Consider the following 24,935-nt stretch of genomic DNA (forward strand, 5'->3'; position numbering starts at 1 on the left):
AGGTTTTTATTTTGGGAAAAGCGTTAATTATTGGCGCTGGCGGCGTAGCAAGTGTTGTTGTTCATAAATGCTGCCAGAACCCGGATGTATTTGAAGAGATCTGCATTGCCAGCAGAACTGTCGCGAAATGTGACGCTCTGAAAGATAAATTAGCCGGAGGCCGCACGAAGATTTCTACTGCTCAGCTCGATGCAGATAACACGGACGAAGTCATTGAACTGATCAAGAGCTTTGAGCCGGATGTCGTTATTAATGTCGCTCTCCCATATCAGGACCTGACGATCATGGATGCGTGCCTGGCAACAGGAGTGCACTATGTGGATACTGCCAATTATGAACCACAAGATACAGCGAAATTCGAATATTCCTGGCAGTGGGCTTACAAAGAAAGATTTGAGAAAGCTGGCCTTACCGCTTTGCTCGGCAGTGGATTTGACCCAGGTGTAACTGGCGTGTTCACGGCTTACGCGCAAAAACACTATTTTGACGAGATCCATACCATTGATATTGTAGATGCCAACGCTGGCGATCATGGATATCCATTCGCTACAAACTTTAATCCTGAAATCAATATTCGTGAAATTACAGCTAATGGCCGTTATTTCGAGAATGGCGAGTGGATTGAAACCGCACCACTTTCTGAGAAGAAAGTTTACGATCTTCCGGAAATCGGACCTAAAGATATTTATCTTTTGTACCATGAAGAGTTGGAATCCTTGGCTGTTAACATCAAGGGCGTGAAAAAGATCCGTTTCTGGATGACTTTCTCGCAGAACTACCTGACTCACTTGAAAGTGCTTGAGAATGTGGGTATGACTTCTATCGAGCCTATCATGTACGAAGGCAAAGAGATCGTTCCTTTGCAATTCTTGAAGGCAATGCTGCCTGACCCGGCTTCCCTGGGACCAAGAACAAAAGGTAAAACTAACATTGGATGTATCATCCAAGGTACTAAAGACGGTAAGCCAAAAACTTATTATGTATACAACGTTTGCGATCATGAAGAATGTTATGCAGAGGTTGGCTCCCAAGCCATTTCCTATACTACAGGCGTTCCTGCAATGATCGGAGCAATGTTAATTATAAAAGGAATCTGGAAGAAACCAGGCGTGTACAACGTAGAAGAGTTCGATCCAGATCCATTCATGGAAGCTTTGAATAAACATGGTCTGCCTTGGCAAGAAGATTTCTCGCCAACGCTGCTAGACTAAGGCGCGATTGATGGATATTGATATCAGCGTTGTCCCGTCACCATGTTACCTTGTAGATGAAAGATTGCTTACCCGCAATCTTGAGATTATGAATTCTGTACAAGAACGTACAGGAGCTAAGATTTTGCTCGCGCAAAAAGGCTTCTCAATGCACTCCTTGTATCCGCTAGTTGGCAAGTACTTGCATGGCGTAACTTCCAGCTCCTTATTCGAAGCCAGACTTGGCTATGAAAAAATGGGCAAAGAGGTTCATGTCTACGCACCAGCTTATGTGGAAAGTGAATTCGATGAGCTTCTTGAATACTCCGATCACATTGTGTTCAATTCTTTTGACCAGTGGAATCGATTCAAGGATCGTGTGAAAAATGCACCGAAGCATATCAGCTGCGGCATTCGGGTGAATCCGGAGTATTCCGAGATCGAAGTTCCGCTGTATGATCCATGCTACAATTATTCCAGAATGGGAGTAACTCTCCCTAACTTTAGACCTGAAGAGCTTGAGGGAATTGATGGATTACATTTCCATACCATGTGCGAACAAAATTCAGACACACTGGAGCGTACGCTCAAGGTAGTCGAAGAGAAGTTCGGACCTTATCTCAAAGGGATGAAATGGCTTAATTTTGGTGGCGGTCATCATATTACACGTCCCGATTATGATCTGGAGACCCTTGTCCGCTGCATTCTGCATATGAAAGAGACTTACGGTGTGGAAATCTATCTGGAGCCAGGTGAGGCCGTTGCGCTTAATACTGGATATTTGGTAGCTACCGTTCTGGATGTTATGCATAACGGAATGGACATTGCGATTCTCGATACTTCGGCTGAATGCCACATGCCAGATGTACTGGCTATGCCATACCGTCCGAACATTATCGATGCTGGACAACCTGGGGAATATCCTTATACGTACAGATTAGGTGGAATGACTTGCCTAGCCGGAGATGTTATTGGAGATTATTCCTTCAAGGAGCCTTTGAAATACGGCGATAGACTCGTATTCCTAGATATGGCGCATTATTCTATGGTGAAGAACCATATGTTTAACGGCGTGAATCTGCCAGCTATCGTCAGCTACAATGACGAAGAGGGAATTAAAGTAATTAAACAGTTCGCTTTCGAAGATTTCAGCGGACGTTTATCTTAATAGAATGATCTAAAAAGGTGTTCCTTCAGGGACACCTTTTTTGCTATGGTTCCAGTCCTTTGAATGCACAATTACATCTAGGAAAAGAGAAGTGATGCTAAAGGACCGTATGGCAACTATTGGTGTTTATTAGCTCATTTAGCTAAGGTTATGGACTGTATAGCTCTTATTGGTCGGATAGTGACTATTATTAGGGCGCATTTGGTAGAATAGCTGCAACTGAGTCCGATTGTATGCTGAAACAGCCGATTTTTCGGAAATAGAGTCTCCTCGGTCCGATTCATCCTCGTGGGGAGAAGATAGATGTCGAACCGATTTTTCAGAGGAATAACTCTCTTATATATGCGTTTATCTTACAGTTGGACACTTGTATTACTGGAAAAGTTTCTTCATAATTAGCCGCTCACAAGTAAGGTCTCATGTGATACAATAATTTAGTCTGTTTTTTAAAATTAGTTATTGAAGGGTCCGTATCTGAGGAGGAAGTCAGCATCAATGGAACATGCACCGTTTATTGCAGTGGAAGGCCCGATCGGGGCTGGAAAAACAACATTAGCTTCGATGCTTGCAGAGGAATTAAACTTACCGATTATTAAGGAGATTGTGGATGAGAATCCGTTTCTGGCTAAATTTTATCAGAACATGGATGACTGGAGCTTTCAACTGGAGATGTTTTTTCTCTGTAATCGGTACAAGCAGCTTGAAGATACAGTAACTCAGTACATAGATAAAGGTAAACCGGTGATCTCGGATTATCATATTTATAAGAACCTTATCTTTGGGGAACGAACGCTGAAGGGAACGAAACGAGAAAAGTATCGACAAATCTATCATGTGCTGACGGATGACCTGCCGAAGCCAAATATTATTCTCTATATAAAAGCAGATCTCGATACCTTGTTAAAAAGAATCGCCAAACGCGGACGCCCTTTTGAAGGGGATATGGATACTGCGTATTTGCAGCAATTGATAGAAGATTATGATGATGCGATGGGCTCTCTAGCGATTCAAGAGCCGTCTACCGTTATTATTACCATAGATGGAAATGCAGTCGATTTCGTGGAGAACCCAGAACACTTCGTCGAAATTGCCTCTCACATAAAGGAGCTAATGAAATGAATCCATATAACATCCCAGCTAACGCCATAATTACCGTGGCAGGAACCGTGGGGGTGGGGAAATCCACTTTAACAGGTGCTTTGGCTAAAAGGTTAGATTTTCAAACCTCGCTGGAGCAAGTTGATCATAATCCTTATCTTGAAAAGTTCTATCATGATTTTGAGAGATGGAGTTTTCATCTACAGATTTATTTCCTAGCCGAACGTTTTAAAGAACAGAAGAAAATGTTCGAAATGGGCGGTGGTTTTGTTCAAGATCGCTCGATTTATGAGGACACTGGTATTTTTGCTAAAATGCATGCGGATCAAGGCACGATGTCCAAGACAGACTATGAAACCTATACAAGCTTGTATGAAGCCATGGTCATGACACCCTATTTCCCACACCCTGATGTGCTGATTTATATTGAAGGCAGTCTTCCTTCTATTTTAGCGCGAATTAATGAACGCGGCCGTGAAATGGAAATTCAAACGGACGTGTCCTACTGGGAGCATATGCATGGCAGATATTCGAAATGGATCAATGAGTTTACAGCTTGCCCAGTGCTTCGTCTGAACATTGATGATTATGACGTAAATGACTCGGCATCAATGGCGGATATTCTCACGAAGGTAGGCAACACCATTCGTAAGCCTGTTGATAAAATATAATAGTTGATGATTAGCAGCTCCCGTGGTTTGGGGGTTGTTTTTTTATGTGCTCATAAAAAAGACCCAAATCTATGATTTGGGCCTAATAGGGAAGTGTCAGTTGTCCTAATCATAAAATACGAAAAGTAAATAAAAATGGTGTGGACATTGTAATGTACTTAAGGGCCACCTCCTACTTTATTAGCCCTTTTTTATGAAAATAGGTTCCAGTCTAATAGAAACTAGTTATTGGTCCATGTCTAAAATTAGTAAGATGCGTACACTGAACTATATTTATAGGGAGGTGTACGCATTGAGTTGTCCAGACGATAAAAAGTGTCATAAGAAAAAAGTCGCCACTGTATTTCCTTCGAAAAGAAAAAGAAAAGAACATCGTCGAAAAGTTATTAAGAAGATTGTAAAAGTCACTTGTCCTCCACCAGAAGTGAATGTTACTACACCGACAGTCGTTGGTGCTACAGGACCGCAAGGGCCGCAAGGAGCACAAGGACTCCAAGGAATACAAGGGGCCCAAGGCGTTCCCGGAGCTCAAGGAGCACGAGGACTCCAAGGAGCTGAAGGACCTCCAGGACCCGCCGGCGGACCTCCAGGACCCCAAGGACCTCAAGGTGAACCAGGGCCAGCGGGAGCGATTGGTCCACAGGGTGTAGCGGGACCCGTTGGTCCTCAGGGTGCCCAAGGCGTGCCGGGTGCCCAAGGAGTTGTAGGTCCTCAGGGATCGCAAGGTTTACCTGGTCCTGCAGGAGCTATAGGACCACAAGGTTTTGTAGGAGCACCGGGAGCACCGGGAGCAACAGGAGCACCAGGAGCGCCAGGAGCGCCAGGAGCACCAGGAGTAGCTGGAGCAACCGGAGCACCGGGAGCGGCCGGAGCACCGGGAGCAGCAGGAGCACCGGGAGCAGCAGGAGCACCGGGAGCAGCAGGAGCAACGGGAGCAACCGGAGCGCCGGGAGCAGCTGGAGCACCGGGGGCAGCAGGAGCCGCGGGAGCAACCGGAGCACCGGGGGCAGCTGGAGCACCGGGGGCAGCAGGAGCTGCGGGAGCAACCGGAGCACCGGGAGCAGCAGGAGCAACGGGGGCAACCGGAGCACCAGGAGGCGTATTAGGTTTTGCTGATTTTTTTGCCCTAATGCCTCCTGATAATGCAGCAACTGTAGCACCGGGCACAGACGTAAGTTTTCCTCAAAACGGACCTACCAGCGGGACGACAATTGCACGAACGGGTCCTAGTTCTTTTAATTTAGCAGCAATAGGGACTTATCAGGTGTTGTTTCAGGTTAGTGTAACCGAAGCAGGACAACTCATCTTGACTCTTAATGGCGCGGATCTCGCCTATACTGTAGTTGGACGCGCAACAGGTACATCACAAATCGTAGAAATGGCTATAGTGCAAACAACGGTTATTAACACCATCCTGACCGTTCGGAATCCTGCTGGTAACTCTACTGCACTTACTATTACTCCTCTCGCTGGAGGAACAAGATCTGTTTCAGCACATCTCGTTATTACACAATTAGCGTAATAAGGTGTATTTCGTATAGATAAGTTGGTCACCTTAATATTGGTGATTTTACTTATGATTATTGTAAAGAGGAGGACGAACGAAGGTCCTCCTCTTTATTCAGAGTATTTACTATTAACATTCTATTGTTTTTCTATCGTCTAACGACTTGAAATTAATCATCTATTTATGTGAATTCTTTTGATTCTATCTTAAGATGCCATATCGCTTTCCTCATGATACAATAAAAGATAAGTTTATAAGGATGAGGTGACTTTAGTTGAAGTATGATTTCGATCGCGTAATTGACCGCCGTAATACTAGCTCTTACAAATGGGATCAATCCGAGAAGTTGTTTGGTGAGAAGGATATTATGCCGCTTTGGGTGGCAGACATGGATTTTGAAAGTCCTCCCGCAGTGAAGGAAGCCATTCTGCGCCGCGCAGAACAAGGAGTTTACGGTTACAGTGTACCTAGTGATACTTATAAAGAAGCCATCACGTCATGGTTTAAAAGACGGCATGATTGGCAGATCAAACCGGAGTGGATTTCAGATTCTCCCGGAATTGTAACTTCCTTAAGCCTCTCTGTTGAACTGTTTACTGAGCCTGGGGACGAGGTTATTTTACAATCGCCAGTTTATTATCCCTTCTATGATGTCATCCAGATGAATGACCGGAAGGTTGCCAAGAATCCGCTTATCGTCCGTAATGGGCGCTTTGAGATGGATTATGAGCAGTTGGAAGGGCTGATGTTGGGTGGAGCTAAGCTGCTGCTGTTATGCAGTCCGCATAATCCAGGCGGTAGAGTATGGGAAAGAGAAGAACTGTTGAAGCTCGGTGAACTGTGCTTGCGCCACGGAGTGACAGTTATCTCTGATGAGATCCATTGTGATTTGGCGCTTCCAGGGTATGAGCATATTCCTTTTGCATCTTTGTCTGAGGAAATTGCCAATATTACGTTAACCACACTTGCCGCGACCAAAACCTTCAATCTTCCGGGGCTTCAATCCTCTTTTATCGTGTCCTCGAATCCGGAATTGAAACGTAAATTTGATCAAAAAATGAAAGCCTTGAGCTTACATATGGCTAGTTTCTTCGCGCAAGGAGCAGTACAAGCCGCTTACAACGACGGAGAAGAATGGCTGGATGAGCTGTTACAATATGTATCAGATAATGTGGATTATACTATTAGCTATTTGTCGGAGCATTTACCACAGGTTCATGTGATGCAGCCGCAAGGAACCTACCTGTTATGGGTAGATTGCCGCGAACTGAACTTGGAAATAGACGGTCTGAAGCAGCTGATGCACAAAGAGGCTAAAGTTGCGTTTAATGAAGGTTCTGTTTTTGGAACAGAGGGCAAAGGCCATCTGCGGATCAATCTGGCTTGTCCGAGATCTACGTTAGTTGAGGCATTGGAACGCTTTTGCAAGGCAGCCGCAGCTTATACAAAGAAATAAACGGTGATTTACTGAAGCTTGATGATTCCGCTAATGGGGTCGTTAAGCTTCTTTATTTTGCAATAGGGTAAAAAGAATAATAAAATGGAGTCCATTACGACAAGCAGGAGGACTGCAAATGAAATGGGTAGCCCAGCTTCCGTATTATAAGATACAACGAGAAATTAGGGATGGAGAACAACGAAGTGTTGCTTCCAATCGGCTAATGTATTTATATCAAGATAGAATTGTAACTCGTCATCGGGAATTCCCGCTAAAAGATATTTTCGATATGTCTTATCGTTCAATGGGGGATATGGGCGGCATGTTCTATCTGCACACGAGTAAGGGTGTGTATGCTTATTTGATAGAGTGTGATCCCAAGCGGTTTATTGAAGCCTTTAAAGAACAGGAATTGAATAAGAATTGAGCGACCCTCGTTGGCCGTGATATGATAACTTTTATGAAAAAAGCATAATGGGAGAGAACATAAATGAGCAAAACACGAATTATTATTGATGCAGACACAGGTATTGACGATGCACTGGCGATTCTATATGCCTTACGCGCTCCAAACGTAATTGTAGAAGGAATTACAACCGTTTTTGGGAATATTGATGTCGAAAAGGCGGCGGACAATTCACTGCGGCTAATTGAGCTTGCTAAGCCTGGTTATGAGATTCCTGTAGCGATCGGAGCCTCCAAGGCACTTGTTCGTGAGCACTCAGGCTACGCCACTCATGTGCATGGTGAGAACGGTATTGGTAATGTGGAAATTGCTCCATCCAGCCAGCGTCCCATTAGCGAAACTGCATCTGAGTTTATTGTTCGGATGGCTAATGAGAATCCCGGAGAGATTGTATTAGTCACACTGGCACATCTAACTAACCTTTCTATGGCGCTTGATATGGACCCTGGTATTAAGAATACTTTGAAAAAAGTAGTGGTGATGGGCGGTACGATCTTCAATCCCGGCAATAGAACACCGGTTGCGGAAGCGAATATTGCTGGGGATCCGGAAGCTGCTGATCATGTATTTACATCTGGGCTTCCTGTTATGATGGTGGGTCTAGACGTTACGCTTAAGACGCGGATTACCCAAGAGCATATCGATTTATTAAACCGTTTTGGACGTGAAGAAAATAAAGCGATCATTTCGTTCATGGAACAATCGCTTACTCATTATTTTAATTTCTATCGTGAAGCGAACTTTTTGATCAACAGCGCACCGCTGCATGATCCACTCGCACTTATGGTTGCGCTGCAACCAGATCTAGTAACCTACAAAGAGATGAATGTTCGTGTGGAGCACAAAGGTGAGTTTACATCGGGAATGGTCGTAGCGGACTTGCGGGCTCAGCCAAAAGTAGGTAAACCTATACAAGTTGCAGTGGATGTAGATGTTGAACGAGCAGTGGGAACCTTTTTGAGCGTGTTTATGTAATTTTGCCGACCTCTTCTAATATGAAAAATAATTTCGAAGCTCATAGATGACAATCTATTAATTTTACAATTGGATAATCTTTGGTAAAATGGTAGAGGACATATAAGAGTTTACAAGATTAGACTTCATATCATAGAAGAGGGAGACTTATCATTCATGAACAAGCGAATCGGTAAATTAGTATTATGTTTGGCTATTTCGCTAGGAGGCACCACGGCTTTATTCCACAATACCACACAGGCAGCCACAGCTGGTGGAGTTAGTATTGTGCTGGATGGTTATCCACTACCCTTTCCAGTAGAACCTGTTGTGATGAGCGGAACAACGATGGTGCCATTCCGAGCTATATCTGAAGCTTTGGGAATTAATGTCGAGTGGAATCAAGCGCAGAAGAAAATTACGGCTACCAAAACAGATACTGCAGGGACCAAAGTGGTAACCCTGACCCTTGGCAGCAAAAATGCAGGTGTTAACGGCGCGGTTGTGAAGTTAGGAGTTGCTCCGCAGACGATCCGGGATACAACGATGATTCCCCTTAGCTTCTTCGGCCAGCAGTTTGGTGCGGGTGTAGCTTGGAATCAATCTACGAAGACCGTATCTATTACTTCGCCGAAGACTGAGCTGTACACTCTTGGTTTCTATGCTCTGAGTTCTTATAGTGAGATTTCCTTACTTCCTAATTTTGATGCTGTGGCCTTTGGTTGGAGTGGGATTGATAAAAGCGGGCAATTCACCACAACGGGGACTGATTTCAAATGGCCTCAAGCGGCTGGTGACGTAACGCCAGAATCGATTGTCACGAATGCAGCGGCAGGTGGAACAGCTCCTTATCTGATGGTCTTCTCTGGAGATACCGCATCAGAGTTAACTAAGAACCTGGAAGATAAGCAGCTTCAAGGACAGACGATTACTGGAATCGTAGATCTTGCAACGCAAAAAGGATTCCAAGGCATTACCCTGGATCTGGAGGGCCTAGGTCTAACAGGTGATAAGGCGAAGGTGCAAGCAGATTACAATGCTTTTGTTAAAAACCTATCACAAAAAGCACATGCAGCAGGACTTAAACTTACCGTTATTCTTCATCCATTAAATAGTTCTTATAAAGGATATGATTACAAAACTTTAGGAACACTTGCAGATGATTTGGTCATTATGGCGTACGATTATTTACAAGAGAAAAAAGTTCCAGAGCCGATGAGTTTAGTTGATGAAGGCATCCGGCTTGCGCTTCAGCAAGTGAGTAAGGATAAGCTGATCCTCGGGATCTCTGTGTATAGCGAAAACGAATCTTCAGTGAATTCGAAGGTAGGACTTGCTAAACGTTATGGTCTTAAAGGAATTGCGATCTGGCGTTTAGGTCTGATCGGACAGCCTGTCTGGAACGAAATGGGTAAGTCAGTAGAGCTGTAAGTGGAATTTGTATTGACAGGGAATAATTTCTAAATATATACTAGGTCAAAATACAATACGGAATAAACGTAATGATTGGGAGTATTAAGGAATAACTACTGCCCAGAGAGCTGCCGGTTGGTGCAAGACAGCGGAGTAGGTTCCCCAACTCACCCATGAGCGGTAAGATCGAACCTCAGTAGATCTTAACGGCTAACCCTCCGTAATCGGGTTCTAAGATTCGTTGTTTATTATAAGCAATACGCAACGATCAAAAAGAGTGGTACCGCGAAGGTTAAACCTATCGCCTCTTTGGAGGCGATAGGTTTTTTCTGTTCTCTACAGTAAAAAATACAATTGAAGGTCGGTGTTTTGGTAATGGGCAATATTATTGATTATTACTCCCAATTTGATGAGTGGGGAAGATTGGATAGGGAGCCGCTGGAGTTCATCATTAATCTGCATTATATAAAACAGTATTTAACTACCGCACAATCTATACTGGATAATGGTGCTGGGCCCGGTAAATATGCCATGGAGCTGGCGAAGCTGGGCTATAACGTAACGTTATCGGATCTTACCCCTAAGTTAGTTGAAATAGCTCAGCAGAAGGTTAATGAATTAGGATTAACTGAGCAATTTAAAGGTTTTCATGTGCTGAATGCAACTAGTTTAGAGGGAATATCAGACGAAAGCTTTGATGCTTCTCTGATGTTAGGCCCTTTATATCATTTGCAAGAAGAAGAGGATCGGATTTTAGCAGTTAAGGAATTGTTTCGTGTGACAAAGAAGAATGGCATCGTATTTGTAGCCTTTCAAAGTCGGATGAGAATGACTCTTACATCCTTACAGTTCCCACAACATTGGAAGCCTAATGACAACATGGATTCAATACAAGAGTTTTATGATAGCGGGATTTTTAATCATAAAGATGAAGGTAGGTTTACGGGAGCTTATTACTTCAATATTGAGGATATAAAACCTTTCATGGAGGAGAATGGATTTCGAACCATTGATTTAATTGGTTCTTCTAGCCTCGGAGCATTACTGACAAATGAGCAGAAACAATACTGGACAGACCGGGGTGAGCATGAGGAGCTCTTTGAATTTCTCATTAACGCAGCAAAGGATCCATCCATTTTGGGGATTTCCTCTCATCTGTTGTATATAGGGCGAAGAAAATAAATAAGGAAAAATCATTTTATCATCACGGGATTGAGGTAGGTCTAGTGAACAATGATTACAGGGTGCGTATTCAGACGGTTCTTCATTTTATCGAGGACAACTTAGATCAAGAGATAAATCTAGAAACGCTAGCTGAAGTTTCTAATTTTTCTAAGTATCATTTTTCTAGAGTTTTTTCTGCAATTACAAATAAAACACCAATGACCTATCTGACGGAAAGACGTCTATATCACGCGGTTACCTATCTTGAAACAACCAATAAAACCATGCTAGATATCTCAATTCTATGCGGTTTTAGTTCCATCTCAAGTTTTAATTCATCCTTTAGGAAACTGTTTAAGGCAACCCCAAGCGAGATGAGAAGGTCAATGCAAGAACATAGCAATTATCAGTTAATTTCCAGCAATAATCAGGAAGAATTGTCTCCTTCTAAAAATTATGATGGGAGTATCAACATAAATAATTTTTTAAGGAGAGTATGGGAAATGAACATTGAGGTAAAAGAACTTCCAAGTTATCAAGTGGCATACGTAAGGCATGTTGGCAGCTATCTTGAAACGTATAAGGCATGGGGAACACTCAGCAAGTGGGTTGAGAAAAATGATTTACCGTCAACAGAATACTTCATTGGTATTTCTTTAGATGATCCCAGCGTGACTGACGAATACTCTTGTAGATATGATGCCTGCATAACCATTCCAGAAGAGTTTGTTAAAGAGGGTGATTCGAGCGTAGAGTTCAAAACTTTATCTGGTGGTCTTTATGCCTTATATCCGTTTTATGATACGATCGACAAATTGGCTATTGCCTATCAAAGTGTGTACGGTCAATGGCTACCTAATAGTGATTATGAACCGGATGATCGGTATGCGCTCGAATTTTGTATGAATGATCCATATACAGACCCTGAAGGTAAAGCAAAAGTTGATCTTTATATCCCTATAAAAAGTGTCGGTGGACATTAAAAACAAACTCTACTACTCGATTACAGTTCCATTCTCGATGGACGAAATGGTAGTAAAGCCCATAACCCCAGGTTTTATAGGTTTCACCAGTTTGAAGATAACCTGTAACATATATGCCTGAATGCGTATCGGTTTATCCATCACTCCACGAGGCTTCCGGACTCGGATGACGTTATTTGTATGTTATCAGCTATCAAAACATGATTTCGGACTCCGCTGACGCTATTCATTGCAAAAGGCACTTATTGGGCGTTTTTTCGGTCAATAGGTGCACTGGAGTCCGTTACAGGTTACTACGCGTATCTGAAAGTGATTACGCATGCGCTTCCGACTACGATTATGGTGAAAATTTGAGTGTTGTTCAATGGACTCGTTTATCAAGTGAGATCATAGAAATCTGGAAATAAGCAGCGGCAGATCAGTATTCGTTAATCAAACCGTACACTCGAATGTTATAAAACTCACATTAACCTAAGCTATAAACCTATATAATCTCTAAGGTTGAACTTTTGAACTAAATTCATTATTTTTCAGGAGGACTTTAGAGTATGAGATATAAAGCATTAGAGCTCGACAAACCGCTTACTTATGAGCTGGAAGGGTTAGAAATAGGGGTAACTTCGAACTGTAATTTCCGCTGCGATTATTGCTGTGCATATAATAGAAATGATGGACAAAGCATCAAAGCCAAAGAGGTCATCCGCATTCTGGACGAACTTCCAGGCCTTAAAAGAGTACGTTTATCAGGTGGAGAAGTGACGCTGAAGTTCGATGACTGTGTGGAGATTGTAACCTACTGCGCATCCAGAGGGATTCAGACACAACTGAATTCCAACGGCAGTCTTTTAAATGCTGAACGAATTGGCCAATTGGTTTCCGCAGGATTAACGACCATACATATTTCCTTCAATTTTACTAATGCGGAAGCTTTCTCAAAATATTATAATATTCATCCAAGCATTTATGAGAAAATAAGAGAAAATATTACCCTGTTCGCCGCAACAAGTGTAGATACTGTGCTGGAGACGCTGCTGTTCAGTGAAACCCAGGATAATATGAAGGAGATCAGCGATCATGTCTACGCAATGGGCGTGCGCACACATGAAATTCAGAACAGTATTATCATGGATCATACAGGGTGGAAGTCGATAGCTGCGCGGGAACAATTAAAGAATGCAGTGAGTGAGCTGATCGCACGGAAGAAAGAAGATACGATTCTGTATTTCACCTGCATGGACCGCTTTATGGACGCCCTTGGGTTCGAAGAGCAGCCGGGTGTGTATTTTCCTCACTGTATAGAGGGGAAGAAGCAGCTTCATTTGCATGGAAATGGCGACATTTTGATTTCAGAGCTTTGCCATCCGGTGATTATCGGCAACATTTATCAAGGAACTTCACTAAAAGATTTATACAATAATATGCCAGCGCCATTGGCACAGTTTTTGGATAAGCAACCTTGCCCAGCGCTGGATGCATTGTTTCCACAAGGCTTAGAAGTTTAACACTCTATATAGATTACTTCGAGGGACCAATTTAAGAATTGGTTCCTATTTTTTTATGGTAGACTTAATAAAAAACACAGATAAGGAATGTATGAGCTTCATACATAAGGTGTACTGCCAAGTGTTTGCTAATATAAGAAATGGACTTATCAAATCTAATGTTGTTCTAGAAAAGATTATGCCGTTATTAACACCCACAGCCATCGTGGTCGGTGTGCTTAACGAAAGCAGACTGCTGCCGTTCACAGGTCTCGTGCCCTGGATTTTCGCTGTAATGACGCTGATCGGTAGCTTGAAGTCCAACCTAAAGGACCTGCTAGGGGTACTTCTGAAACCCCAGAAGCTGATTATTCTAATGGTAATTTTACATATTGTAATGCCGCTGATCGGCTGGCTTGCAGCCATGGCTTTTTTTCCGGGAGATCCATATACAGTGACTGGTTATGTATTGCTGTTCGCGATTCCTACAGGTGTTGTAAGTGTGGTATGGGTGTCGATGTACGGAGGAAATATTGCATTGACATTAGCCCTTATTCTGATTGATACGCTCTTGTCGCCAATTGTTGTCCCGGGTACCTTATATTTGCTGATGGGAGCGAGTGTGGAAATTCAGCTAGCTGATATGATGAAAGGGCTGCTATGGATGGTAGTCATTCCTTCTGTAGTTGGGATGCTGCTGAATCAATGGACAAAAGGGAAAGTCAATACGGTATGTGGACCGCCGCTTGCTCCGTTTGTTAAAGTCGGATTGTTTATAGTTGTTTCTATTAATGGGGCCAGTATTGCCCGTTATCTGAAACATCCGGATGGCAAATTAGCGATCATAATTGGAGTGACCTTCATAACCGTTGTGCTTGGCTATGTAATCGGAGCTTTGGTGTCACGCCGTTTCCGCTTTAGTTATGAAGATTCCGTGGCGGTGCAGTTTAATTCGGGTATGCGGAATTTAAGTGCGGGAGCTGTATTAGCAGTGAAATATTTTCCTCCTGCTGTCGCGCTTCCAGTAATTTCGGGGATGTTGTTCCAACAAATACTCGCTGCGATGTCTGGTCTATTTTTACGTAGTAGAACTAAACGACTGTTAAGTGAGGGTGCATTAATGCAAGTGAATACTGCCTCTCAGATAGAACCCTCTGCTTCTTCTAGGACAGATGATAGGTCTTGTTAGCCGGTTTGTGAAGGATATATGACCTAAAAGCTGTGATATTTTATTCATTTACATGAAAATTTTCGACATTTTATGATATATTTCTTATTTTTGCGCGATTTATATTCACTATTCAACTTTGCCACCCGATAGTAATTGTATTATTTACAATTTCATTGTTCGCAAATGAACAAGGAGTCGGAAGGATGAAAAGAATATGAAGATTCGCCTAAAGTTATCACTTGTTATGATAGGTGTGACCCTTTTATGTATTTCTGTAATGGGGATATTTACGTATTTGAAATCAACTCAGGCGATTGTGAATCTTACTGAGAATTCTATGAAGCAGGTCAATACGAACAAAGCTCAGACCATATCAGCCATGATAGCAAAAGAGCAGAGAAGCACAGAGCTTATTGCGAGCCGCTCGGAAATTGTTGATCTACTGCTGCAAGCTGGGAATGGTGGAGTTAGCAAAGGTGATAAGCTTCAGAATGAGGTGAACGCCAGTCTTCAAAGCATTGTGGAGGAAGCAGGGAACCTTGAGCACATTCTTGTCAGTGATATGAAAGGTATTAGTGTGGCTGACAGTGATACTAAGCTTATAGGGACAGATTTTAGTGAAAGAGATTATACGAAAAGAGTAATGGAGACGGCTGAGCCTGTGATCAGCGAAACGCTGAAATCAAAATCTACAGGAGCTTATGTAGTGGCTTTTGTACAGCCCGTAAAGAGTAATGGAAAGATGATTGGATTTATTGCGTCAGCTGTTTCCGCAGATAGTATGATTAAGTATTTGGCCGATACCAAAGTGGTAAACACGACGAGCTCTTACGCTTATTTACTGGATGAGAACGGCAATAAATTATATTATCCGGATAAAACACAAATTGGTCAGCCTATTGAGAATACGCAGATCGCAGCTGTTATGGAGCGTGTGAAATCTGGTGAGAAGGTAGCGGATGGCCTGCTAAATAATACATATAATGGTGTGGAAAAAAAATCTACCTATACAGTTTTGCCTGAGACGCACTGGTTGCTTGTATTAACCGCAGACCTTGATGAAATCGTGAAACCTGTCACAGATATGAGAAATTTCAACTTATTTCTTGGTGTGGGAAGTTTAATTATTGCCTTGCTGATTGCTCTTTATTTTGCTAAAAAAATCTCTTCTCCGATTGTTAAACTAACGGACATGATTAATAAAACGGCAGAATTGAATTTGACGCATGACTCAGAGTATGAGTATTTGACTAAAAACAAAGATGAGACAGGGACGATCGCCAAAGCGATGTTCCGCACCCGGGCTACACTTCGTGAGATGGCTGGAAGCTTAATTACGATCTCGTCCAAAGTGCTTGAAAATGCAGAAACGCTGGAGAAGCTGTCTATAGATGTGCGGGAAAATGCCCACGATAATTCAGCGACTACGCAGCAGCTATCGGCAGGTATGGAAGAGACCGCAGCCTCCACAGAGGAAATGACAGCAGCAATTACTGAAATTGATAACAATGTATCCGGGATCACCAATAATGTGAAGGAAGGCGCTGCCGTTTCTAGACAAATTAGTGAGCGGGCGCTGACTCTCCAAGATGAGGCAACAGAATCTACGACGAATGCTAAACAAATTTATGAATCCGTGCGAATCGATATGGAAAAAGCGATTGAGCAGTCGAGCGCGATTGCAGAGATTAATGTACTGACAGATACGATTCTATCCATTGCCAGTCAGACCAATCTGCTGGCCCTGAATGCAGCTATAGAAGCGGCAAGAGCGGGTGAGGCAGGTAAAGGTTTTGCGGTTGTAGCTGGTGAGATTCGGAAGTTGGCTGAGAAATCGTCTAAGATTGCGGCTGGAATTCAAGGTGTGGTAACAGGTGTATATTCCTCTGTTGAATCCATGAAGGAGAATTCTGAGGCATTACTTTCCTTTATAGACCAGAATGTCCTAGCAGATTATGAACGATTAACTGAGGTAAGTCAGCAATACAACAGTGATGCTGCCACTGTAAATACGCTGTTAAAACAATTCGAGAGCGCAGCTGATCATTTGAGTATGGCCATATCGAGTATTAATGTTGCCGTTAATGAAGTAGCTGCTACAGTAAACGAAGGAGCTATAGGGATTCAGGATATCGCGGTGAAAACGGCGGATATCGTGGAAAAAACATTCCTGGAGGTTACTATGGCTGATGAAAATACTCAAAGTGCCAAAGAGCTTCAGGGGTTAGTAGATAAGTTTAAGATCTAAGGGTTTGAAATGAATTAAGGGAATCCTTATCTATTTTTCATAAAATATTAAGCTTGCAGGGTTATAGTACATGTATAACCTCCCTTATATATAGACTTTACCCCGCCGGTCGCCGGCGGGGTCTTTTTTTTATGCGAATCTTTCTAAAAGAATATCAGGCAGTAGTTTAGCCAGTAATAAGGTAGATGGCTTCATCTAATGGAACTATAACCTCTGTTTGTTCCTTCATATCCTTCAACCGCACCTTATCCACACTGGATTCACTCTCGCCGATCAGAATAACGTAACGGATTTTTTTGGATGAGGCTGTGGCGAGTTGCTTTTTAAGTTTTCTTTTACCGGATACCAGAGTGGTCCGGATAGAACAGGCACGGAGCTCGGCGGCTGCAATTAAAACCTGTGGGAGCGTCTCGCCAATCGGAATGACCATAACCTCTGCTGTCTTGTGCTCTTGGATAGGACGTTCTGCAAGGAGCGCCATGATAGACTCCATACCAAAAGATAAGCCAACCGTAGGATATTGAATATCCTCTCTGCCCACTAGCTGTCCGATGATAGCGTCATATCTGCCTCCACCCCCCAAGCTTGAGGTAAAGGAACCGGATGCATCAAAGATCTCGTAGACGGTTCCAGTGTAGAAAGAAAGCCCGCGGGATAAAAAAGGATCGAAACGACAAGTCTGTTGCAGCTGAATGTCTTGGAGCAGCTTTTGCAGGACAAGAACCTCCATCGCTCCCGGTTGTCCGGTAAGACTATATTTTTCGCATAACTGCTCAAAGCTTGGATTGTCCGTTTCGATAAGCTCTAGGATAGCAGTGATGGTTGTAGGTTTGATTTCCTTGCTGATCAATTCATTTTTCACGCCGCTGAGGGTGATTTTTTCTAATTTATCCAAGGTTAGCATAACGGACAGCTGGTCCTCAGCAGGTACACCAATCGATTCCAGAATCTCACCGAGAAAACGTCTGTTGTTCCATTTTAGGATGATCGGGATATCCAGCTTGCGAAAAGCTTCTGTGGCCAGCTGCATCAATTCAGCTTCCGCCTCAGGTCCTGAAATACCAACGACATCAACATCGCATTGCAGAAATTCACGCAGGCGCCCACGTTTCACGGGACCATCACGGAATACTTTTCCGATCTCATAACGCTTGAAGGGAAACTCTATTCCAGGATTTAAAGCGATCACTTTGGCAAAAGGGATGGTCAGATCATATCGTAAGCCCAGCTTGCGGTTGCCTTGATCGGTGAGTTGGTACATCTCCTTGAGAATTTCATCCCCACCTGCATATTTCGAGGTTAATAAATCCAGTTCATTTAATAATGTGGTGTCCATGGATTCAAAATCATAGAGTTCGAACAAATCCTGCAGCGTATTTTGAATGTTCTTTCTGAGCGCCTGCTCTTTTCCGAAGTAATCATAAGTTCCTTTAATGTTTTGCATCATTAGTAGCTCCTTTGAATTGGCATAGTTTAGAGAATAAAAAAACGCGCAGGACCTCATGGTCCTGCGCGTGATCTATGCCGCAGGGAGGCCAACGCGAGTAGCGTTAGCCTCCCTGAGAAATTCAGGGTTGCTAACGCTGTTTGTGATAATAATGAAGTTGATTCAGCATGATTGTTATGGTGTTCATCAGAATCAATTCCCTTCGACATTTTGATTACTGCCGATTATAGCGGATCATTTGGAGTCGTGCAAGTAAGAATTTGTTATAACGAAGATTTTTAGTAGGCGAATGGACAGGCAATCAGCTATAATAGGGCTTCGATATTTCATAGGCGAAGGGAGCTTGTTGACGATGAATCAACCTTTAATAATAGCCCGGGCGGAAGAATTTGTTAAAGAACAACTGGGACAAGATACTACGGGTCATGACTGGTGGCACACCCATCGGGTCCGCAGCACGGCATGTGAAATTGCTGAGATCGAGCGTGCGGATGTGTTTATCTGTACGATGGCAGCCTTGCTGCATGATGTTGCAGACGAGAAGCTTAATCCGTCAAAAGAAGCAGGTCTGCTTAAAGTCCACACTTGGCTCACGGCAAACCTTACAGAGGAGGAGCAAATTCGTCATATCATGCTGATCGTTGAAACGATGTCCTTTAGTGGTGGTGGAGGAGAACCTATGCAGACTCTGGAAGGTCAAGTGGTGCAGGATGCAGATCGACTAGATGCACTTGGCGCGATTGGCATTGCCAGAACCTTTATTTTCTCAGGTGCAAAGGGACGTCCGGCTTATGATCCAGAAGTGGCTCCACGCGAGGAGTCGCTGCAGAAGGAATACAGGGATTATAGCAAGGGGACGGCTGTGAATCATTTTTATGAGAAGCTGTTGAAACTAAAATTCTTAATGAATACGGCTTATGGACGCAAGTTAGCGGAAGAACGGCATGATTTCATGTTGAATTTTCTGGACCAGTTCTATAAGGAATGGAATCAAGGACGCCAATAACTGTTATAATGATAAGTATGCACAAGATGGAAGGATCGCGGAGTTTCCGCTTTAACCAGAACAATCGGCATAGAAGAGGTTGAACGATGAGTGAATTGCAATTTAGAGATTATGAGTTAGACGAAGAGATAATTAAAGCACTGGATGTTCTGAAATTTATGACACCTACGGAGGTACAGAGCAAGGTAATTCCTGTGGCTTTGCAGCAAAAGGATCTGATTGTGAAATCGCAAACAGGCAGTGGCAAGACCGGAGCTTATGGTATTCCGCTTTGCGATCTGGTGGATTGGGTGGAGAATAAGCCGCAGGCTTTGATTCTTACGCCAACTCGAGAGCTTGCGATGCAGGTGAAAGAGGATATTACGAACATCGGACGTTTTAAACGGATTAAGGCAGTTGCTCTTTTCGGCAAGCAGCCCTTTGCCCCCCAAAAGATAGAGCTTACGCAAAAAACACATGTTGTCGTAGGTACGCCTGGACGCGTATTTGACCATATTGAAAGAGGCACACTTCCGCTAAATCGAATCAAATATTTGATCATCGATGAAGCTGACGAAATGCTGAGCATGGGCTTTATTGAGCAGATCGAGAAGATCATCAAGCAGCTGCCCAAAGAACGAGTAACCATGTTATTCTCAGCTACCTTACCCGAAGTCATTAAGAATTTGTGCCGAAAATATATGAACGATCCAACGGATATCGAGATTCAGGCAAGTGGAATTACGACGGCTACGATTGAACATGCGTTGATTGAAGTGAGACAAGCTGCCAAATTCTCTTTGCTAAGCGATATCATAACGGTGGAGAATCCGGATAGCTGTATTATTTTTTGCCGTACGCAGGAGCAGGTGAATGCTGTATTCAGAGGACTGGCGGATCTGGAATATCCTTGTGATAAGATCCATGGGGGTATGGAGCAGGATGAGCGCTTTGAGGTCATGAATGCTTTTAAAAGAGGGCAATTCCGCTATTTAATCGCTACCGATGTGGCGGCTAGAGGGATTGATATCGAGAATATCACCCATGTGATTAATTACGATATTCCACTGGAAAAAGAAAGCTACGTGCATCGTACAGGCAGAACCGCGCGTGCAGGCAAGACGGGTAAAGCGATCACTTTTGTCACTCCGAATGAGCAGAAGTGGGTAACTGAAATTGAAAGCTATATTGGCTTCAGCATTCCGCATATGAAAGCTCCTTCGGACGACGCAGTTGCCTACGCAAAGGAAGCGTTCGAGCAGAAGATCAATAAGCAGCCTGTCCGCAAAAAGGACAAAAGCGAAAGCTTAAACAAAGAGATTATGAAGCTATACTTCAACGGCGGCAAGAAAAAGAAGCTAAGAGCCGTGGATTTTGTCGGCACAATAGCAAAGCTTGAAGGTATTTCCGCCGAAGATATCGGGATTATCTCGATTCAGGACAATGTGACCTACGTGGATATTTTGAACGGTAAAGGCGCAATGGTGCTGCAAGCGATGAGAGAGACCACCGTAAAGGGCAAGCAGCTGAAGGTTCATATTGCGAAAAAATAAATCAAGGATGACAGCTTATTGCTAAGCTCCTTGCAAATATGCCGCTACTGATGCGGTTTATAGGAAGAGGGAGTCGTGTTCACTACACGGCTCCTTCTTTAATTTGTTGTTTTATCTCAGCATTTCTATGTTTTCGTTGTGAAATTATAGAAATTAGAATATAACTTGTGAGAGGTGATAGATTGAAAGCTGAATCTAGAAGCACAAGGATGAAAGCAATCCTACAAGTTACCATTGTTATTTTCTTACATTTAATAATTATCTACCTTTTGGGAATGAAAACGGGGAAGTTGGAAGTAGAAGTAGTAAAACAAATGTTTATAATGTATGCAGCACCAATAATTCTTCTGAATGTGTCTTGCAAGATAGCTTTAAAGACGCAAAAGCTTAGGTACAACATTTCTTGGTTAGTTATTAGTATTGTTCCTAGCACGAGAATTCTATTTTATTTAAAAGAATTACAAGGAAAAGAGTCTAGAGGTTCAGGGGTTGTTGATTTAAGGTTTTTTGATATGAAGCCTGACTTTGATCAGATAAGTCTTATTTATTTTTTCCCTATAATATATTTAGGTATTCAACTAGTTTTGATTTTTTTACTATTGATCATGATAGTAACGAAAGAAAAAATCAATAGCTGACTAGCATAATTTTCTTGTACGCACTAGGAATGCCGAAATGAACGGTAAAACTCCCGTACAATGAGCTGATCCAGCTGGAAGTGGCGAAATGAACGGTATAACTCCCGTACAATGAGCTGATCCAGCTGGAAGTGGCGAAATGAACGGTATAACTCCCGTACAATGAGCTGATCCAGCTGGAAATGCCGAAATGTACGGTATAACTCCCGTACAATGCGCTGATCCAGCTGGAAGTGGCGAAATGTACGGTAGAATTCCCGTACAATGTGCTGGTCCAGCTGGAAACGCCGAAATGTACGGTAGAACTCCCGTACAATGCGCTGATCCAGCTGGAAACGCCGAAATGAACGGTAGAAATCCCGTACAATGCGCTGATCCAGCTGGAAGTGGCGAAATGAACGGTATAACTCCCGTATAATGAGCTGATCCAGCTGGAAGTGGCGAAATGAACGGTAGAAATCCCGTACATTCAGCCAGCATATTATGTAACCCAAGATACAACACCATAATGGTGTCGTCTCTTGGGTTTTTTCGACGCTAAACGGATCTGATAACGCAGATCCGTTCAGCTTAAGTAAAATAAGATCGAAAATAATTAATTTTAGTTCCATAAATGGAAACAAATGTGATATTATGGCGATATAGAGCCCATACTTCACGGATGACCTGCCTAGCTTGGTTCCTCCTGAGGATAGGCTCTGATTTTTTTATGAGGAAGGTGGTGTGGCCCGAGCGGTATCGGGGACAGGAAGAAACGAAGCAATAAGGTTCGAACCTAATTCAGAAGGGAGAATCGAAGCGATGAAAAAAGGAACTTTTTTGAAAGCGCTTAATTTTGTTTTGGTTTTATGTTTGCTTGTACCTGTGTATTGGGCTGCACCCGCACATGCGGAGAACACGCTTATTCAGCAAAGCGATTTTGAAGATGGTACTGTTCAGGGCTGGAGTGGACGTGGGGAAGTTGAGGTGCTTACGGCCAAAACAGATGCGGCACGCAGCGGCACATATGGCCTGGAGGTAAGCGGCCGAACAAAAACGTGGCATGGACCTTCACTGGATGTGACTAGCCAGCTAGAAGTGGGACAAACTTATGTGTTTATTGGATGGGTGAAGCTGCCGGCCGGATCATCTAACGCGAATATCTATATGTCATTGCAGCGGACATTACCTTCTACCATTCATTATGACAATTTGACCTTTGGTGCAGTGACAGCGAACGGTTGGGTGAAGCTTCAGGCGCAGTACAAGCTATTGGAGCCGGCAGATCAACTTTCTATTTATTTTGAAGTGCCGGGTAGCGCGACAACTTCTTTTTATTTGGATGATTTTCGATTGGAAAAGCTACCGGATCTCGGTCCAATTGTCATCGAGGATGCGATTCCTTCGCTGAAGGATGTGTTTGCAAACAAATTTCTGATCGGCTCGGCTTTTACGAATAGTGAGCTGCTGACAGCTCCGGATCGGCAATTGTTATCCAAGCATTTTGATAGTGTAACGCCAGGAAATGTTCTGAAATGGGACAGCACGGAGCCGCAGGAAGGTGTGTTTAATTTCGCTGACGCTGACACGGCAGTAGCTTTTGCTACCGCAAATGGGCAGCAGGTACGTGGACATACCCTGGTCTGGCATTCGCAGACACCGGATTGGGTGTTCCGTGACGCCAGTGGTAATTTGGTCTCCAAAACGGTGTTATATGAGCGGATGAAGAGTCATATTAAGACCGTTATGGAACGTTATAAAGGTGAAATCTATGCTTGGGATGTCGTCAACGAAGTGATTGACACTTCGCAATCTGATGGCATGCGCCGCAGCCTGTGGTACCAGATCGCGGGTGAAGAGTATATTGAGAAGGCGTTCCAGTTCGCTCATGAAGCTGATCCTAACGCAAAACTATTCATCAATGACTACAATACGCATGAGCCAGCCAAAAGCCAAGCACTATACAATCTGATTGTACGACTTCAGGCTAAAGGGGTTCCTATTGACGGAGTAGGGCATCAAACGCACATCAGCTTGTATTATCCTTCGCTCTCTGAAATCGAAAATTCGATTATCAAGTTCAAGGCTTTAGGGCTGGAAACTCATATTACTGAGCTGGATATTAGTGTGTATTCTGATAATTCACAAGCCTATGAGACCTTCCCTGATCATTTGAAGCAGCGCCAAGCGGCTTTATACAAATCATTATTTGAAATCTTCCTGAGGCACACGGATACGGTCACGAATGTTACTCTCTGGGGGAAGGATGACAGTAATACTTGGCTGCGCACTTATCCGGTAGCCCGCAACAATTGGCCTTTATTATTTGATGAGCGCCTTCAATCTAAGCCGGCCTACTGGTCCGTATTGGAGACAGTGGCAGCTCCCGTAGTTCCAGCTGCTCCTGCTAACTTGAATGCAGCTGCAGGCAATGGGCTCGTGAATCTTAGCTGGAGCACCTCGGCGGGCGCAACTTCCTATACGGTGAAACGGTCACTTACGAGTGGTGGCCCTTATACCACTCTGACTACGGCTACCGGGACGAGCTATAGCGATGCGGCCGTTAGGAACGGAACGACTTATTATTATGTTGTGAATGCTGTCAATAGTGCGGGTACGAGCAGCAATTCTGTACAAGCGATGGCTACACCGCAAGGCTCGGGGCCTGTCGAACCGTTCACCGGGCTTGCAGTGGCGTATCGGACAGCGGATACTAACCCAAATGACAACCAGATGAAGCCCTATTTTAATATTAAAAATAACGGCACAACTGCAGTCGATCTTAGCGAGCTGAGCATCCGTTACTGGTATACGATCGATGGAGACAAGCCGCAATCCTTTTTCTGCGATTATGCCCAGATCGGCAACAGCAAGGTAGCAGGTAGTTTTGTAAAGCTGGACACGCCTCGAACGGGAGCAGATTACTATTTGGAAGTGAAATTCAACGCAGGTGCGGGCATGCTTGCAGCTGGAGGTGCTTCCGGGGATATTCAGACCCGGATACACAAGACAGATTGGAGCAATTTTAACGAGGCCAATGATTATTCGTTTAATTCACTTCAGACCGCTTATGCGGATTGGAACAAGGTGACCCTTTATCGGAACGGAGTGCTGGTATGGGGAACAGAGCCGCAATAGCGAAACTAGGGGAACTGAGCTTTAATTGTGCCGTTTTTAATTTTTAGGGAAAACCTCCCTGAAAATAGCTGATTTATGCTGGTTACTTAGCTTTTCAGGGAAATCCTCCCTAAATATCGCCTGAATTCCACTATTATGAGCAAATAGGGGTGAATTTGCGGGAGGTTTTCCCTGATTGCAAGGATTAGAGCAAAAAACCAAAGAAAATCAGGGAGGAATTCCTTAATCAAGCATCACGTTTGC

20 protein-coding genes and 1 other annotated feature are annotated in these 24,935 nt (G+C 43.5%); of the genes, 18 read left to right on the top strand and 2 right to left on the bottom strand.

All coding sequences use genetic code 11. The features are described from left to right. The first annotated feature begins 11 nt into the window (after positions 1–11). The 14 genes from NSQ66_RS09935 (at position 12) to NSQ66_RS10000 (ending at position 16,952) form a co-directional block, all read left to right on the top strand. Positions 12–1,211, top strand: a complete 1,200-nt coding sequence (locus tag NSQ66_RS09935; protein WP_036679313.1) for a saccharopine dehydrogenase family protein — start codon at positions 12–14, stop codon at positions 1,209–1,211. 10 nt (positions 1,212–1,221) lie between these two features. Continuing rightward, positions 1,222–2,358: a carboxynorspermidine decarboxylase gene (nspC, locus tag NSQ66_RS09940; RefSeq protein WP_036679316.1), complete on the top strand. Its 1,137-nt coding sequence runs from the start codon at positions 1,222–1,224 to the stop codon at positions 2,356–2,358. A gap of 495 nt (positions 2,359–2,853) precedes the next feature. Beyond that, entirely contained in the window at positions 2,854–3,477 is a 624-nt protein-coding gene (locus NSQ66_RS09945) for a deoxynucleoside kinase (RefSeq protein WP_036679318.1), read from the top strand. Then, the gene (locus NSQ66_RS09950) at positions 3,474–4,127 is read left to right on the top strand and encodes a deoxynucleoside kinase (protein WP_036679320.1); all 654 of its coding nucleotides are present in this window, start codon (positions 3,474–3,476) and stop codon (positions 4,125–4,127) included. The genes NSQ66_RS09945 and NSQ66_RS09950 overlap by 4 nt, the downstream gene beginning before the upstream one ends. Positions 4,128–4,410: 283 nt before the next feature. Continuing rightward, on the top strand, positions 4,411–5,649 hold the full coding sequence (locus NSQ66_RS09955) for a collagen-like protein (RefSeq protein ID WP_249267662.1): 1,239 nt from the start codon (positions 4,411–4,413) through the stop codon (positions 5,647–5,649). Positions 5,650–5,908: 259 nt separating this feature from the next. Beyond that, entirely contained in the window at positions 5,909–7,090 is a 1,182-nt protein-coding gene (locus NSQ66_RS09960; protein WP_036679326.1) for a MalY/PatB family protein, read from the top strand. 118 nt (positions 7,091–7,208) lie between these two features. Next, complete coding sequence (locus NSQ66_RS09965; RefSeq protein ID WP_076140901.1) at positions 7,209–7,499, top strand: hypothetical protein; 291 nt, start codon at positions 7,209–7,211, stop codon at positions 7,497–7,499. 63 nt (positions 7,500–7,562) lie between these two features. Further along, positions 7,563–8,513, top strand: a complete 951-nt coding sequence (locus NSQ66_RS09970; RefSeq protein WP_076140902.1) for a nucleoside hydrolase — start codon at positions 7,563–7,565, stop codon at positions 8,511–8,513. 156 nt (positions 8,514–8,669) lie between these two features. Beyond that, positions 8,670–9,923, top strand: coding sequence for a stalk domain-containing protein (locus NSQ66_RS09975; protein WP_076140903.1), 1,254 nt, complete (start codon positions 8,670–8,672; stop codon positions 9,921–9,923). A 62-nt stretch (positions 9,924–9,985) separates the two neighbouring features. Then, positions 9,986–10,217: a binding site (T-box leader), on the top strand. Positions 10,218–10,280: 63 nt separating this feature from the next. Next, positions 10,281–11,087 carry a class I SAM-dependent methyltransferase gene (locus tag NSQ66_RS09980; protein ID WP_076140975.1) on the top strand — a complete coding sequence of 269 codons (807 nt, stop codon included), beginning with the start codon at positions 10,281–10,283 and terminating at the stop codon, positions 11,085–11,087. 44 nt (positions 11,088–11,131) lie between these two features. After that, complete coding sequence (locus NSQ66_RS09985; protein WP_076140904.1) at positions 11,132–12,052, top strand: AraC family transcriptional regulator; 921 nt, start codon at positions 11,132–11,134, stop codon at positions 12,050–12,052. Positions 12,053–12,600: 548 nt separating this feature from the next. Then, on the top strand, positions 12,601–13,554 hold the full coding sequence (locus tag NSQ66_RS09990) for a radical SAM protein (RefSeq protein ID WP_076140905.1): 954 nt from the start codon (positions 12,601–12,603) through the stop codon (positions 13,552–13,554). A 121-nt stretch (positions 13,555–13,675) separates the two neighbouring features. Then, on the top strand, positions 13,676–14,722 hold the full coding sequence (locus NSQ66_RS09995) for a bile acid:sodium symporter family protein (RefSeq protein ID WP_235219427.1): 1,047 nt from the start codon (positions 13,676–13,678) through the stop codon (positions 14,720–14,722). Positions 14,723–14,918: 196 nt separating this feature from the next. Continuing rightward, positions 14,919–16,952, top strand: coding sequence for a methyl-accepting chemotaxis protein (locus NSQ66_RS10000; protein WP_038569767.1), 2,034 nt, complete (start codon positions 14,919–14,921; stop codon positions 16,950–16,952). Between the two features lie 166 nt (positions 16,953–17,118). Here NSQ66_RS10000 and NSQ66_RS10005 read toward each other — a convergent pair whose 3' ends face one another. After that, complete coding sequence (locus NSQ66_RS10005) at positions 17,119–18,399, bottom strand: histidine--tRNA ligase (protein WP_339192875.1); 1,281 nt, start codon at positions 18,397–18,399, stop codon at positions 17,119–17,121. A 352-nt stretch (positions 18,400–18,751) separates the two neighbouring features. Here NSQ66_RS10005 and NSQ66_RS10010 point away from each other — a divergent pair, with 352 nt between their 5' ends. From NSQ66_RS10010 to NSQ66_RS10020, 3 genes are all read left to right on the top strand, one after another. Next, positions 18,752–19,405 (top strand): HD domain-containing protein, encoded by a 654-nt coding sequence (locus NSQ66_RS10010; protein WP_036679342.1) that lies wholly within the window; start codon positions 18,752–18,754, stop codon positions 19,403–19,405. Between the two features lie 86 nt (positions 19,406–19,491). Further along, positions 19,492–20,937: a DEAD/DEAH box helicase gene (locus NSQ66_RS10015; protein ID WP_036679344.1), complete on the top strand. Its 1,446-nt coding sequence runs from the start codon at positions 19,492–19,494 to the stop codon at positions 20,935–20,937. A 209-nt stretch (positions 20,938–21,146) separates the two neighbouring features. Then, entirely contained in the window at positions 21,147–21,575 is a 429-nt protein-coding gene (locus NSQ66_RS10020; protein ID WP_170914163.1) for a hypothetical protein, read from the top strand. Positions 21,576–21,598: 23 nt separating this feature from the next. Here NSQ66_RS10020 and NSQ66_RS10025 read toward each other — a convergent pair whose 3' ends face one another. Next, positions 21,599–22,186: a hypothetical protein gene (locus tag NSQ66_RS10025; RefSeq protein ID WP_339192878.1), complete on the bottom strand. Its 588-nt coding sequence runs from the start codon at positions 22,184–22,186 to the stop codon at positions 21,599–21,601. 190 nt (positions 22,187–22,376) lie between these two features. On the opposite strand from NSQ66_RS10025, the gene NSQ66_RS10030 reads away from it, so the two are divergent. Further along, positions 22,377–24,692: an endo-1,4-beta-xylanase gene (locus NSQ66_RS10030; protein ID WP_076140909.1), complete on the top strand. Its 2,316-nt coding sequence runs from the start codon at positions 22,377–22,379 to the stop codon at positions 24,690–24,692. Positions 24,693–24,935 lie beyond the last annotated feature (243 nt).

It is taken from the genome of Paenibacillus sp. FSL H3-0329, assembly GCF_037963285.1.
GTDB lineage: Bacteria > Bacillota > Bacilli > Paenibacillales > Paenibacillaceae > Paenibacillus_AQ > Paenibacillus_AQ odorifer.